Consider the following 14,054-nt stretch of genomic DNA (forward strand, 5'->3'; position numbering starts at 1 on the left):
TGAAACTCCTGTTTCTCGTCTTGAACCGTGCCGAGAAAGACTGGAAGATGTCAGCCCGTGAATGGACGGCCGCCAAGGCACAGATGGCCGTCATGTTCGGCGAGCGCTTCACAAAGGCCATGAGCGCCTGAAACTGAAATCGCCCCCGCCGAGCACGAAATTCCGGATAGTCCTGTGCCCGCCGCCGGATCCTGCACATACTCGCCCGCCCTGGGCCGCATCAGCGCGACCATGGAGTCGATCAGCGGGCGCGGCGTGAAGTACTGCCCCGCCCCCGACTTCTTCTCGGTCGCGTTGCGCTCCAGCAGGCCCTCGTACATGTTGCCGAGGCCTTCCTCCCGCGCCGAGTACCAGTCCAGCCCGTCGATGGCCTCCACCAGCGCCTTGAGGATGCGCGGCTGGCGCAGCGAGGTCTGCGCGTTCTGGAAGATCGCCTGCACCTGCGCCGAGCCCTCGGCGCCGAGGTGGATCAGCAGCTCCTTGTAGAAGGTGAGCTGCTCCACCCCCTGGCGCCGCCGGATGTCGGCCCAGCGGTAGTGCTCCGGCAGCTGGTCCTCCGCCCCCGTCTCCGCCGCCATCTTGAGGAAGATCAGGTAGGTCAGCTCCGTCACGTACTGGTGATACGTGATCCCGTCATCCCGCAGGATGTGGCAGAGGTTCCAGAGCTTGGCGACGATGTCGGTGGTGGCGGTCATGGTACCCTTCAATTCGAACAAATCCTCAGCTGCTTTTTGATCTCCTCGGAAACTCGAGTCTTCTCGTCAACGCAAGCATCTTGAAAAGTACCCTCTTCATATCCAGAGATTCCTTCGAGATTCGCACCAGCCAACCGCGCACCCTTAAAAGATGCGCCATTGACTTTCGCTCCAGATAAGTTCGCACTACTCAAATCTGCGTATTCAAAATCACTAGCAGTTAAATCAGCCGAAGGGGCTGAAAATCCACTAAGATTTGCCTTCCTAAATGTTACAAAATTAACTTCTCGCTTCATGGGAAGCTCGATACCGCTTAACATTGCGCCATCAAGATTTACATATCGTACCCCTTTTTGCGCGCGATCTGCCGCGATATATGCAAGCAAGGCCATTCCTCTGATTTTTTGATTATTGATTGGGGTGCATTCTCCTTTATCATTGCACGTCTTATCATACATATACTTTGCAAATTCGACCATGTTCTTTTCCCTATCAGCATCCTTTTGGTACCTTATTTGATTTGATAAAAGCTGGTTCTGACCATAAGCGATCCACACTTGGACAATCAATATAAGCGGCGAAACTGCTGCAATTATGATCGGCACAGTCTTCCCAATGAAAATCCTGTTAACTATCCCAGCCAGCAAATTCTCTGTTTGCGGAGAGGGAAAGGGATCTGTGACCGAAGAAGCCCTTCCATAATCACGGAATTTTTTTGCCAATCCGAAGCTGAAGAATGCTTTTACAAAAAATTTGAATGCACTCTGCGAGGAGAGTTTAGCGCAGGCATCTAGGCGCTCCTTTAGCTTTACGTTCTCTTCCTCAAGTTCTGCAATCCTGCCCCGAAGGCTGCCATTTAATTGCCTAAGATTTTCGCAATCCGCGACGATCTGATCTAAAGATGCGCTCAAATCTATTCTCCCGAATGGTGGGCTATCCAGCCCTCTCCCACATAGCCTCGCCGATCTCCGCCAGAACCGCCTCCAGCCGCCCGTCGAACACCCGGTTCAGCCGCGCGAACCCGCCGCCCTGCTGGCGGAACTCGCCCTGGTCCAGCGTCTCGCGGTCGATGACGACCTCCTTCTTCATCTGCCGGGCGATGCGCTCCAGCCATTGCCGCTGCGCCGCCGTCCAGCTTCGGCTGGATAGCACCCGCCGCATCGCGCGGTCCACACGCTCGTTGTAGGGGATCAGCGGGTCGCCCAGCGCCGCCTGGCGGATGTAGCCGATGATCGACGCGGCGATGTCGGCGTTGGTGGCGTCGCGGAAGGCGGCGCGCAGTTCCGCCTCGCCGAAGCCGTCCTGCTCCAGCCGCAGGCGAACCTCGCGAAGCTGGGCGCGGGTCAGGTCGCGCGGGGCGTTGGCGACGGCGGCGAGCGCCGGGATGCGGTTCAGGTTCTCGGTGAGATAGCTGCGGAAGCTGGCGAGATAGTCCTCGGGCCGGGTGATGCCGGCGCCGTAGCCGGTTTCCTCGTGGCGGAACGCGTCGGTGCCGGGGTAGAGCGGCACATGGATCGGGTCGTCGCCGATCCGGGTGTCGAGAAGCTCCATCAGCGCGCGGTTGTCGAGGAGCAGGCGCGCGGCCTCCTCGGGTGCGGACTCGCGCAGGCGGCGGATGAAGCCGTCCGGGTCGGTGCCGGCCAGGTCGCGGAACCGGCGGGCGCCGCTGTCGGACAGGCGGCGCTTCTTGCGGTGCAGCTTGGCGACGATCTGGCCGACCAGCCAGCGGGCCTGCTGCGCCTTGCGCTCCTCCAGCCCGGGCGGGCCGGCGAAGGGGGCCTGCCCCGCCTCGGCGAAGCCGGCCGCCGGCGCGCCCTCCAACGGGGTGCCCTCCGCCGGGGCGCCGGAGGCTTCGGCCAGTTCGCCCAGCAGCACAGCGAAGGTGATGTTGGGATTCGCCACGACCGGCCGCATTTCGGTCAGGTCCTGCATGGCGGCGTAGAGACCGACGGCGTCGAAGATGCGGAAGGCCGTCTTGTCCCGGCCGGGGCCGAACAGGCCCTCGCACAGGCGGGTGCCCCGGCCGATCATCTGTTCGTACAAGATGCGGCTGCCGACTCGCCGGATGAAGACGAGGTTCACGATCTCCGGCACGTCGATGCCGGTGGTCAGAAGGTCCACGGTGACCGCGACCTTCGGCAGCGCCTCGTTCTTGAAACGGCGGATCTGGTGCAGGGGCCGGTCGGCCTTGCCGGTGATCTTCGCCACCGCCTCGTCCTCTACGGCGCCGTAGCGCGCGGCGAAGGCCGTCTTCAGGGCGGTCACGACGATGTCGGCGTGCTGGTCGGTGGCGCAGAACACCAGCGTCTTGCCCGGAAGGCCGGGATCGATGTGGCCGGCGAGCCATTCGGCGATGACGCGGTTGAAGTCCGGCGTGATGACCTTGCGGTTGAAATCCTCGACGTCGAAGCGCACTTCGTCCGGCAGGTGGATGAGGTCGAGTTGCCCGGTGCGGGTGTCCAGCACGTCCACGGCGGCGCCGGCGTCCCAATGGATGCCCTGCTGGCTCAGGGCCGTGTGGGCGCGCAGCGGCGGCTCATGGTCCACCAGCCAGCCGTCGATCACCGCCTCCTGGTAGGTGTAGCGGAAGGCCGGCTCGCCGAAGATCTCCACCGTGTGCAGGGCCGGCGTCGCGGTCAGGCCGATCTTCACCGCGTCGAAACGGTCGAGCACGCGCCGGTACTTGGAAATGTAGTCGCCCTGGTCGCGGAAGCGGAGTTCGTCCTCGCCCATCTCGCGGTCCAGAAGGTAGCCGCGGTGGCATTCGTCCACCACGATGCAGTCGTACTGGTCCACCGGCGGCGGGTCCTCGCTGTAGAGGGTGCGCTTGACCAGCGCCTGGACGGTGGCGATGTGCAGCTTGGTCTCGGGGTCGGGGGCGATCTCGCCCAGCTCCTTCACCGCGAAGATGTCGGCGAAGACCTGATGGTGCTCCATCCGCGTTTCCTTGAACGCGTTGCCCGCCTGCTCCCCCAGGGCCGTGCGGTCCACCAGGAACAGGATGCGCCGGAAGCGTTGCGCCTTCAGCAGGCGGTAGACCAGCGCGATGCAGGTCTTCGTCTTTCCGGTGCCCGTCGCCATGGCGACCAGCACCTCGCGCCGGCCGCCGGATATCGCCTCCTCGACCCGGCGGATGGCGCGTTCCTGGTAGCCGCGCAGGGGGAAGTTGAAGGCGAAGGGATCGCGCGACAGCCGCTCCTGCGCCGCGTGCGGGTCGTTGCGCAGCAGCTCGACAAGGCCCGGCGGCGTGTACCAGCCGTCCAGCGCCTTGCGCAGGTTCTGCGGATGGCGGGCGTCGCGGAACCAGATGCCCGACGCCGTTTCGAACTGGCGAAGGAAGGGGCGGCCGTTGGTCGCGAACAGGAAGGGCAGGCGGATGGCGCCCCAGGGTCCCTCCTCCGGCGGCGCCTCGTCGCCATGGGCGAGGTAGCCCTCCGCGTAGCGGCGCGCCTGGTCGATGGCGGCGGGGACGTCGGCGTTGCGGCGCTTGGCCTCCACCACGCCCACGGCGGTGAGGCCGGCGAAGAGCGCATAGTCGGCCGGCCCGTTCGCGGTGGGCCATTCCGCGATGGCGAGGTTGCGCCCCTTCTGCGGACGGACGCCGGCGCCAAAGGTCAGGGTCTCGCTGTCCGCTTCCCACCCGGCCTCCCGGAGCCGCGCGTCGATCAGGCGGCGGGTCTCGCGCTCGTCCAGGTCGATGCCCTGGCCGAGTTCCTGCGCCAGCTCCACCCGGTGCTGGATCGCCGTCGGCGCCTCGGCCACGGCGGTCGCCTGCGCGGCGGCCAGCTCCGCCGCCAGCCGCGCGCGGTCGTTTTCCACCTCCTGCGCCAGCCGTTCCCACTCCAGCCGCTCCGCCTCGGCGCGGGCGGCGCGCTCCTCGGCGGACAGGCGTCGTTCGCCTTCGGCCTGGGCCTCGGCTGCGATGCGCTCATGGGCCGACTGCTGTTCCGCGACCGCCTTGCGCAGCCGCTCCAACTCGGCCTTCAGCGCGGCGCCCTCGGCGCGCGGATCGGGCGGCGGCACGAAGGGGCCGGGGGCAAACGCGCGGTCGCCCGTGACGGTGCGATGAAACCAGACACCCAGCGTACGCGCGTGCTTCAGGCAAGACAGCGCGGTCGCGTGGTCGCCGTCCAGGTCGTGGGCGGCGGCGTTGCCGGCCTTGCGGATAAAGTGGAAGAGGTCCCCGACCTCGCGCGTCAGGGCGCCGCGGTCGCGCAGGCGACGCAACAGGTCCGTCTGCTTCTCCTCGGGTGACGTCCACAGCCCGAGCTTGGCCGCGGTGAGCTGTGCCAGAAGTTCGGCGAACTGGCGCAGCTTGATGATGGTGGTGTTGGCATCCTCGGCGAAGAAGCGCTCGGCCAATGCCCCCAGCCGGTCGAGCTGAGCATCATGCCGCACCAGAAACGAGAAGTTGACCGAACGCGCCACCATTGCCTCCCCGAGAGCATCCGACTATACGGTGCGGCGCACTGCGTGTCACCGACCGAACGCAATCACGAAACGATTGATTTTCTATGGATGTGCCAAGCGTGGATCGAGCCGCGCGGACATGACGCCTGGCTGGCGAGCTTGGCAGGGATGCGCCGCCCCGCAGGGCGCGCCGGCGACCGCGCGGAGGGAGGCGCGGCTAGGTTGCACCCCAACTCTAGACGCCATGTCGTCGCCGTCCTCTCCCCTTAGCTTCCAGGCAGAGCGCCGGCAGCGGAGGTCGCGGCGCCCTCCCCAAGGGGGGCGCGTTCCTCACCGGATTCTCAGGCACGGACCATCGGAGCGCAACCTGCGGCCCCGGCCGCTCCCATGGACGGCGCTTGGAGCCGATCGGACCGACGTCACCCAACGCGTCGGACGCCTTCCGCATGCCGATCAGCCGACCGCCTCTTCTGCACTGATTGCTGAAGAACAGTTAACGCCAGTGAGCTTCACTGCGACAGGTTGCCATTTAATTTTTGTTTCACAGAAAATCGGCGACCGCGAACCCCGTTCCACACTCATGTATTCATTGAGGTAAAATCCATTTACCTCTATTTTTTCACTTCCATTCTCCTAATTGCTTTTGACAATCTACGAAAAATAGGAAGACGGCAGCTCGCACGTCGCCAGGATAGCTTTCCAATGCGTAAATTCGACTACGTCTGCACTCAACCAAAGAGGTGCGGCGATCGATTTCCCATGCATGCGGCAGACCAGTAAGCACACTGTATTTCATTATTGTTAAAAAGCAGAGCAGATCCACAACACACCAGTACTGAAAGGTGAATTCCATGCTTCGTATCCAAGGGCAATGGCAGCTGCTGCGGTGGGTCAGGCTGACAGATACTGGCGAAGTGACTTGGCCGTTTGGTCAGAGCGCGACGGGAATGCTCATCTATGCGGACGATGGCCGCATGATGGTGCAGATGATGGCCGGCAACCGGCCGAATCTGAACACCGACAACCCGCTCACCGGTGACACGGACGCGCGCGCAGCCGCCTATTCCAGCTACCTGGCCTATTTCGGCACGTTCCGCATCGACCGGAGTGACGATCGGGCGGTCATCCACCAGATCGAAGGCAGCTCCTTTCCCGACTGGTCGGGAACCGTGCAGGAACGTCCGTTCACCCTCGAGCGCGAGGACGACGGTGAGAAATTCACCGACATCCTCACGCTGAGCACACCGCCCGTCCGGATCGACGGCATCGCGGTGGTGAACGAGATGGCCTGGATCCGCAACAGCAGACGATAGCGCACGCCCGACCGGCCGCAACCCGACGGCGCCGCCGCGCCGGCCTCAACGCAAGCCAGAGAAGATTCGCGATGACCAACCCCACTCCTGCCCGCGCCATGGCCGCAGCTCCGACGGCCGCCCTGGACAGGCACGAACCGAAGACGGCTTACCAGCAGACCGAATTGACGTCGCTGTCGCGCTACATGCTGCTGATGATGCTGCGCAACGTGACGAGCGACGGCTATGTGATCGAAGACCCGGCCCAGCCCGGCCGCTATTCGCTTCCGGGCTGCGTGATCGCCGCCCCCTCCTATCCGGCCAACACGCCGGGCGTCGATCAGAACTACATCTTCAACTGGGTGCGGGACGGTGCCATCACCGCGCTGGAGATCATCGAGGCCGGCCTGCCGGCCACGCCCGGCGACGGCGTCCAGACGCTGAACGACTACGTCGCCTTCGCGCAGACGTGCCAGAACAACGCCACCCCGACGCCGGCGCACGCCTGCTTCACCATCGACGGCCAGTCGCGCCCCTGGACGGAGCAAGCCGACGGGCCGGCGATCCAGACGGTCGCGTTGCTGCGCGCCTATGACCAACTCGGACCGTCGGCCCAGGCCGCCGCCGCGCAGGTCATCTCCAAGAACCTGGACTATCTGCTGGGCGCCTACCAGAACCCGACCACGAATCTCTGGGAGGAGCACTCGGGCCTGTCCTTCTTCGCCCGCTCGGTGCAGCTCCGCTGCTTCCGTGACGTCACCGCCAACACGATCGGCATTCCGGTTCCCCAGGGCGTCGCCGCGGCGATCGACTGGCTGGAGAATGCGCTGCAGGACCACTGGAACGGCCAGTATTACATGACGATGCTGCAGCCCGGCGCCGGACCCGGCGTGTCGGCGGTGCCGGAGGCCTACGACCCCAACATCGACATCATTTGCGCCAGCGTCTATGGCGCCATCCCCTGCACCGACACCAAGCTGCTCGCGACCGCGGCAAAGCTGCGCGGCCAGTGGGAGGACGACGGCTCGCAGTGGCAGTACCCGATCAACGTCGCCGACCGGGCACGCGGCGTCGGCCCGCTGCTCGGCCGCTACCCCGGCGACAATTACGACGGCGACGTCTCCAACCCGGTGGTCGGCGGGCATCCCTGGGCACTGTGCACCTGCAACCTCGCAGAGCTGTATTACCGCCTCGCCGCCGAGATCGAGAGCACGCAGGCGGTGCCGCTGGACGCGCTTTCACAGCCCTTCTTCGCTCAGGTCGGCATCACCGGACCGGCAGCGCCGGCCGATGTGGCCGACGCCCTGCGCAACGCCGGTGACGCCATGCTGCGCGCAGTCGTTCTCCACAGCGATCATTACGAGCTGAGCGAGCAGTTCGACGGCACGACCGGCTACGAAAAGAGCGTGCGCAACCTGACCTGGAGCTACGCGTCCTTCCTCTCGGCGGTCCGTGCCCGCGCGCTCGAGCCCGTGGCAGCGCCCCAGCTCGAGAACGCCCTATGAACGGGCAGCTGGAGAGTTTTATCGGCCTCTCCATCCTGCTGACCGGGTTCGATGCCGTGCGGCTGCGCGGCTCGGGGATGGCCGAGCCGTATCTCAAGGCAATCGGCGCGGTGCTGCCCCCGGACGTGGTGGGCGACCTGCTGTCCGCGTACGAGCAGCTGCCCCCCGGATCGGAGCGCGAACGTGAGCGCGTGCTGGAATCCGAAATCCTGGGCGACCCCAGGCTGGGGCCGGTGGCGCGCAATCTGATCGTGCTCTGGTACTGCGGAAGCTGGACACAGCTTCCGCCCGCGTGGCGCGCCGCGTTCGGGGAATCGCCGCTGGACACCAACCGCGTCATCTCCGGCGCCGCCTATCAGGCAGGCCTGCAATGGGAGGCGGCCGGAGGGCATCCGCCCGGAGCGAACCCGCAGGGTTACGGCGCATGGGCCTCGGGCCCGCAGAGGAGTCGGGAATGAACAGGGATGCGTCCTACGACGCGGTCATCGTCGGCGCCGGCGTCGCCGGCGCGCTGATCGCCAAGCGCCTCACCGGGGCCGGCATGCGCGTGCTGGTCCTCGAAGCCGGGCCGGGCACCTCGCGCAGCCTGGACGGTTACACTCAGCATCTCGAGACCTTCTACGCCGCCACCGCCAAGAGCCCGGAGTCGCCCTGGCCTCCCGCGGTCGGCGCGCCACAGCCCGACACCACGTCGTTGCGCAACAACGACGGGTACTTCGTGCAGCGCGGTCCGAACCTGTACGGCAGCAGCTACACCCGGTTGTGGGGCGGATCCACCCTGCATTGGCTCGGCGTGTCGCTGCGCATGCTGCCGGAGGACTTCCGGATGCGGTCGCGCCATGGCGTCGCACGCGACTGGCCGCTCGACTACACGGCACTCGCTCCGTACTACGAGAAGGCCGAGCGGGAGATCGGCGTGTCCGCCGACGTCGCCGACCAGCATTATCTGGGGCTGAGCTTCTCCGAGGGCTACGACTATCCGATGCGGCGCATCCCGCCGAGCTATTCGGACCGGGTGCTCGGCGCGGCGGTCGACGGCATGCCGGTCACGATGGGGGACGAGGAAATCGCGATCCGGGTGCGCAGCTACCCGGCGGCGCGCAACTCCATTCCGCGGGGCGATTATCAGCCGGTCGGCGCCGTCGACATCGGCCCCGAAGGCCGGTCGGGCACATCCAATCTCGGTGAGCGCTGCCAGGGCAACACGTCCTGCACGCCGATCTGCCCGGTGCAGGCGAAGTACAACGCCGGCAAGTCGATGGCGCAGGCCGACCAGCGCCTCCTGACCGTTCAGGTGCAGGCGGTCGCCTCGAAAGTCCGTATCGACCCGGTCACGGGTGACGTTCAGGGCATCGAGTACAAACGCTACGAGGATGTCGGTTCGCCGGTCCACACAACGCACCTTGCCACCGGCCGCGTCTATATCCTGGCGGCGCACGCCACGGAGAACGCCAAGCTGATGTTGGCCTCCGGGCTCGAGGGACCGCGCGGCCAGGTCGGCCGGACGCTGATGGACCATCCCGCGCTGTACGCCTGGGGGATGGCGCCGCTCGACGTCGGCGCCTACCGGGGGCCGCAGTCGACCTCCGGCATCGAGGATCTGCGCGGCGGCGCTTTCCGCGCCCGGCACGCGTCATTCCGGTTCGACATCGGCAACGACGGCTGGCGCGCCACCACCGGCGCGCCCGACACGGCGGTGGCCGATGCCGTGATGAAGCGCAACCTGTTCGGCCCGGCCTTGCGCGCGCAGCTGGAGACGACCCTGCCGCGTCACGTCCGCCTGTCGCTGGCGGTGGAGCAGTTGCCCGACCCGGACAACCGCATCAGCATCGATCCGAACTATCTCGATGCGTTCGGCAACCCGCGGCCGGTGATCGATTACCGGATCGACGACTACACGCTGGCCGGAATGGCCGCCGCGTCGGACGTGGCGCGCGCCGTCTTCCGCCGCGCCGGCATCACCGATTGCAGCGATCCGGACAAGGGAAGCTGGTTCCCGTCGGCCTTCTATCAAGGCCGCGAGTTCCGCTACCACGGCATGGGGCACTTCGCGGGCACCCACGCGATGGGCGACGACCCGTCCGGATCGGTGGTCAACGCCGACCAGCGGGCATGGGAGCACAGCAATCTCTTCCTCGTCGGCTCCGGCAGCTTCCCGACCATGGGCACGTCAAACCCGACGCTGACCTTGGCGGCGCTGGCTCTGCGGACCGCCGATCGCCTGGTCGCGACTCTTGCGGAATGACTCCGGCGGAGAGGGACGCCGCCGTTCCTCTCCCCTGGCCCGTCAAGGCAGAAGCCACCCGGCCAAGACTACGCACACAAGGGCATGAAATCCCAAAGACCAACACATGTCATATGTCTTTGGGATTAAAGTAGTTGACGTCTCGCGGATTATCCCGCGATAGTAGTTCAAGATATCTCATTTCCCTACAGAGTGGAGGAAGCGCGTGCTGTTTCCAGTTGACTCTGCGCTACGGACAGATGCCAGAGCTGTGTCCGCGGACGACACCTACGACGCCGTGGTTGTCGGCTCCGGCATCTCCGGCGCCATCATCGCGAACGAACTGAGCCGGGCCGGCAAGCGGGTGCTGATCCTGGAGGCCGGAACGGGTGTCGACCGGACGCTCGCGGGCTACGAATCCTACCTGTCCACCTTTTATGGCGCGGCGTCGAAAGACAACCAGTCGCCCTATCCCGACAATCCCAACGCGTCGATGCCGCGCAGCCCGGAGCTGCGCAAGCTTCAGCCGGCCGAGACGGATTCCTCGAGCTACATGGTGCAGTCGGGTCCCTACGTCACCGACACGGTCTTCACCCGCGTCTTCGGCGGCACGACCATGCACTGGGAGGCGAAGACGCCCCGCATGCTGCCGGAGGACTTCAACCCACGCTCACGGTTCGGACAAGGCGTCGACTGGCCTCTGAGCTACGACGACCTCGAGGCCGACTACCAGGCGGCGGAGCGCGAGATCGGCGTTTCGGCCGATGTCGAGGACCAGACCTACCTGGACCAGAAGTTCCCCGAAGGTTACGTGTTCCCGATGAAGGGGCTGCCGCTGTCCTACCTGGACAAGATGGTCGGCAAGGGCATCGACGACACCAAGATCGAGCTTTACGGCGAGCAGTACCCGATCAAGGTCCGCCCCTATCCGCAGGGCCGCAACGGCATTCCCAACCCGGACTATGATGGCGGGAAGGGCTACAAGCCGGTCGGCGCCGTCAACACGCACGAGGTGGAAGAAGGCGGCCGTTGCCAGGGCAACACCAACTGCGTGCCGCTCTGCCCGGTGCAGGCGAAGTACCATTCCGGCAAGACGCTGGCCAAGGCCCTGCTCAACGTCCAGAACCCCGAGAAGGGCACCAGTCCCGGCAAGATCGACGTGCTGGTGCAGGCGGTCGCTTCGAAGGTCGTGGTCGATTCCGACAGCGGACGCGTTTCCGCGCTGGAGGTCAAAGTCTACAAGGACCCGAAGTCCTCCGAGCACGAGACCATCACCGTCAAGGGCAAGATCTTCGTGCTGGCCTCGAACGCCATCGAGACGCCGCGCCTGATGCTCGCGTCCGGCCTGCGCAGCAGCAGCGGCCTGATGGGCCGCAACCTGATGGACCACGCCTACCTTCTGAGCTGGGCCCTGATGCCCGAGGTGTGCGGCACGATGCGGGGCACGAGTTGCACCGGCGGCATCATCGACCTGCGCGCGGGCTCGTTCCGCAGCCGTCAGGCAGCCTTCTCCGTGGACATCCACAATGATGGCTGGGGCTGGGCGACCGGTGCTCCCTTCACCGACCTGACGGAGCTGGTCGACGGGCACAACCGTTTCGGCGCCGATCTGCGCCGGGGCCTGATCGACCGCGTCTCGCGCCAGCTTCTCCTCGCCTTCATGATCGAAGTGATGCCGAGCGAGAGCAACCGGGTCACCGTCGATCCGCAATACACCGACCAGCTCGGCAACATGCGGCCGGTCGTCTCCTTCACGGTGCCCGAATACTCGATGCGCGGCGCCGCCTACGCGCGGGAGTTCGCCAAGACCGTGTTCGCCCGCCTGGGAGCGGAAGACCACACCCGCTACGACCCGAGCGATTACGGCTACGTGACCTACGAGGGCCAGGGCTACGCGATCCGCGGCGGCAACCACCTCGCCGGCACGCACATCATGGGCAAGGACAAGAGCAGCTCGGTCGTCAACACCGACCAGCGCTCCTGGGACCATGAAAACCTGTACCTGGTCGGCGGCGGCAGCATGCCTTCGATCGGCACATCCAACGTGACCCTCACCCTCGCCGCGCTCTGCTACCGAAGCGCGCGCGCGATGCTCAAGCAGCTGCACTGACGCTCAGCGCGCCCATGGGCCGCGCACGACGATCGGAGAAGACCATGACTTCCAGCACGATCACCACAATTCCCGCCAAGATCACCACGCTCTCCGAACTGCAGGACTACCTGCATCTGGCGATGCAGCTGGAGCACGCTACGATTCCGCCGTATCTCACGGCGCTGTACTCGATCAAGCCGGGCACCAACGCCGATGCCGTCCACGTCCTGCGCGTCGTGGCGGTGGAGGAAATGCTGCACCTGACGCTCGCGGCGAACCTGCTCAACGCCGTCGGCGGCACGCCTGACCTGACCCGCGAGGGCTTCGTGCCGACCTATCCGGCCTATCTGCCGGACGGCGAGGACGACTTCCAGGTCCACATCGCGGGCTTCAGCCCGAGCGCGCTGGAAACCTTCCTGAAGATCGAGCGGCCGCGCTCCGGCCCGGGCCGCCTGGTCTACCGCTCCTACGCGCCCGACGCCTCGGTCCTCGGCGCCCATCCGGGTGGAGGCGGTGCGCACTTCTACAGCATCGGTGAATTCTACGCTGCCATCGAAGATGGCATCAAAACTCTCGAGGAGGAAGCCCAGGCGCAGGGCAAGACCATCTTCACCGGCGATCACGCCCGCCAAGTCACCTCGGAATATTACTATTCCGGCGGCGGCAAGCTGTTCCCGGTGACCGACCTCTCCAGCGCATGCAAAGCGATCAACCTGATCATGGAGCAGGGCGAGGGCATCGAGGCCGAAATCTACGACAATGAAAATGAACTGGCGCACTATTATCGTTTCGACCAGCTCCTCAAGGGCCGCTACTACCAGAAGGGCGACAAGCCCGGCAACCCGACCGGCCCGGAACTCTCCGTAGACTGGGATGCCTGCTACAAGGTCAAGGAAGACGTGAAGCTGGCCGACATGCCGGTCGGGACGGAGCTGTACGTGGCGGCCCAGGCCTTCAACGAGACCTACGCCAAGTTCCTCCGGATGCTCAACCGGGCCTTCAACGGTGAGCCCGAGACGCTGTTCGGCGCGGTGCCGCGGATGTTCGAATTCCGCAATCTGATGACCGAACTGATCCGCAACCCGCTGCCCGGCAGCAACGGGCTGTACGCCGCACCGACCTACGAGATCGCAGGCGTCGCGCGGAATGATGCCCCGACCGCGGCTCCGGCAGCCGTCGGCGCCGTGAAGGAGGTGGTCGCATGATCACGGAACAGAACCTTGTCACGGACGAGAACCGTCTGGAGCGGTTCCTCGCCTTCTCCGCCGAGGTGACGGCCTTCACCGTGTTCGAATTGCAGGGGACCGGCCAGGCCGAGGCCTATCTGAAGACGATCGGGGACGTGGTCGGCGCGGCGCTGCTGGATGAGATCCTCACCGTCCATGGCAAGCAGATGAGCACGACCGGAGACGAAGGGCGCCCGGCGCGCAACGCCTATCTGCGCCGGGAGATCTTCGGCAGTGAGAAGCTCGGGCCGATCGCGCGCAACATCGTGAAGCTCTGGTATTCGGGCGTCTGGTACGAGCTGCCGACCGCCTGGACCGAGAACTACGGCCCGGCGCCCAAGGACGTCACCTTCGTGGTGTCCCCCGCCTCCTACGTCGAGGGGCTGCTGTGGACGGCCATCGGCGCGCATCCCGCCGGGGCGAAGGCACCGGGCTACGGCTCCTGGGCCGCGGCGCCGCGCATCCCCCGCTTCGCGGGCGATCCGGCGCACCTGCCGGCCGCCGCGGACGAGGAACCGGCAAGGCTGCCCGCCTGACGCGCCTGGCCCCCGCCATGTGACCGCCGGATGCCCGGGCACCGCCCGGGCATCCACGACCAACGGATGCTCCC

10 protein-coding genes and 2 pseudogenes are annotated in these 14,054 nt (G+C 65.7%); 8 read left to right on the forward strand and 4 right to left on the reverse strand.

The window, feature by feature from the left end; translation table 11 throughout:
- Positions 1-131, forward strand: a pseudogene (locus JUB11_RS32835) (IS256 family transposase); the annotation flags it as partial.
- A 51-nt stretch (positions 132-182) separates the two neighbouring features.
- Here JUB11_RS32835 and JUB11_RS18435 read toward each other — a convergent pair.
- The 4 genes and pseudogenes from JUB11_RS18435 to JUB11_RS18450 all read right to left on the reverse strand — a co-directional run.
- A pseudogene (locus tag JUB11_RS18435) lies at positions 183-695 on the reverse strand (N-6 DNA methylase); the annotation flags it as partial.
- A gap of 8 nt (positions 696-703) precedes the next feature.
- Complete coding sequence (locus tag JUB11_RS18440; protein ID WP_207460047.1) at positions 704-1,606, reverse strand: pentapeptide repeat-containing protein; 903 nt, start codon at positions 1,604-1,606, stop codon at positions 704-706.
- 22 nt (positions 1,607-1,628) lie between these two features.
- A complete protein-coding gene (gene hsdR, locus JUB11_RS18445) occupies positions 1,629-5,126 on the reverse strand; it encodes a type I restriction-modification system endonuclease (RefSeq protein ID WP_207460048.1) in 3,498 nt (1,165 codons plus the stop codon).
- Positions 5,127-5,724: 598 nt separating this feature from the next.
- Complete coding sequence (locus JUB11_RS18450; protein ID WP_207460049.1) at positions 5,725-5,958, reverse strand: hypothetical protein; 234 nt, start codon at positions 5,956-5,958, stop codon at positions 5,725-5,727.
- On the opposite strand from JUB11_RS18450, the gene JUB11_RS18455 reads away from it, so the two are divergent.
- From JUB11_RS18455 to JUB11_RS18485, 7 genes are all read left to right on the forward strand, one after another.
- The gene (locus JUB11_RS18455; RefSeq protein ID WP_207460050.1) at positions 5,957-6,418 is read left to right on the forward strand and encodes a lipocalin-like domain-containing protein; all 462 of its coding nucleotides are present in this window, start codon (positions 5,957-5,959) and stop codon (positions 6,416-6,418) included. The two genes, JUB11_RS18450 and JUB11_RS18455, sit on opposite strands and share 2 nt — an antisense overlap.
- A gap of 71 nt (positions 6,419-6,489) precedes the next feature.
- Positions 6,490-7,902: a glycoside hydrolase family 15 protein gene (locus JUB11_RS18460; protein ID WP_207460051.1), complete on the forward strand. Its 1,413-nt coding sequence runs from the start codon at positions 6,490-6,492 to the stop codon at positions 7,900-7,902.
- The gene (locus JUB11_RS18465; protein WP_207460052.1) at positions 7,899-8,360 is read left to right on the forward strand and encodes a hypothetical protein; all 462 of its coding nucleotides are present in this window, start codon (positions 7,899-7,901) and stop codon (positions 8,358-8,360) included. The genes JUB11_RS18460 and JUB11_RS18465 overlap by 4 nt, the downstream gene beginning before the upstream one ends.
- The gene (locus JUB11_RS18470; RefSeq protein WP_207460053.1) at positions 8,357-10,147 is read left to right on the forward strand and encodes a GMC family oxidoreductase; all 1,791 of its coding nucleotides are present in this window, start codon (positions 8,357-8,359) and stop codon (positions 10,145-10,147) included. Before JUB11_RS18465 ends, JUB11_RS18470 begins: the two co-directional genes overlap by 4 nt.
- A gap of 250 nt (positions 10,148-10,397) precedes the next feature.
- Positions 10,398-12,236 carry a GMC family oxidoreductase gene (locus tag JUB11_RS18475; RefSeq protein ID WP_207460054.1) on the forward strand — a complete coding sequence of 613 codons (1,839 nt, stop codon included), beginning with the start codon at positions 10,398-10,400 and terminating at the stop codon, positions 12,234-12,236.
- A 44-nt stretch (positions 12,237-12,280) separates the two neighbouring features.
- Positions 12,281-13,423 carry a ferritin-like protein gene (locus JUB11_RS18480; protein ID WP_207460055.1) on the forward strand — a complete coding sequence of 381 codons (1,143 nt, stop codon included), beginning with the start codon at positions 12,281-12,283 and terminating at the stop codon, positions 13,421-13,423.
- Positions 13,420-13,980 carry a hypothetical protein gene (locus JUB11_RS18485; protein WP_207460056.1) on the forward strand — a complete coding sequence of 187 codons (561 nt, stop codon included), beginning with the start codon at positions 13,420-13,422 and terminating at the stop codon, positions 13,978-13,980. The genes JUB11_RS18480 and JUB11_RS18485 overlap by 4 nt, the downstream gene beginning before the upstream one ends.
- Positions 13,981-14,054 lie beyond the last annotated feature (74 nt).

This window comes from Azospirillum sp. SYSU D00513 (assembly GCF_017356015.1).
Lineage (GTDB): Bacteria > Pseudomonadota > Alphaproteobacteria > Azospirillales > Azospirillaceae > Azospirillum.

What these genes read in the sequence shown, in the direction of transcription:
- JUB11_RS18460 (WP_207460051.1), top strand. Translation starts at nt 6,490, where the DNA reads ATGACCAACCCCACTCCTGCCCGCGCCATGGCCGCAGCTCCGACGGCC.
- JUB11_RS18465 (WP_207460052.1), top strand. Translation starts at nt 7,899, where the DNA reads ATGAACGGGCAGCTGGAGAGTTTTATCGGCCTCTCCATCCTGCTGACC.
- JUB11_RS18480 (WP_207460055.1), top strand. Translation starts at nt 12,281, where the DNA reads ATGACTTCCAGCACGATCACCACAATTCCCGCCAAGATCACCACGCTC.
- JUB11_RS18470 (WP_207460053.1), top strand. Translation starts at nt 8,357, where the DNA reads ATGAACAGGGATGCGTCCTACGACGCGGTCATCGTCGGCGCCGGCGTC.
- JUB11_RS18455 (WP_207460050.1), top strand. Translation starts at nt 5,957, where the DNA reads ATGCTTCGTATCCAAGGGCAATGGCAGCTGCTGCGGTGGGTCAGGCTG.
- hsdR (WP_207460048.1), bottom strand. Translation starts at nt 5,126, where the DNA reads ATGGTGGCGCGTTCGGTCAACTTCTCGTTTCTGGTGCGGCATGATGCT.
- JUB11_RS18450 (WP_207460049.1), bottom strand. Translation starts at nt 5,958, where the DNA reads ATGGAATTCACCTTTCAGTACTGGTGTGTTGTGGATCTGCTCTGCTTT.
- JUB11_RS18485 (WP_207460056.1), top strand. Translation starts at nt 13,420, where the DNA reads ATGATCACGGAACAGAACCTTGTCACGGACGAGAACCGTCTGGAGCGG.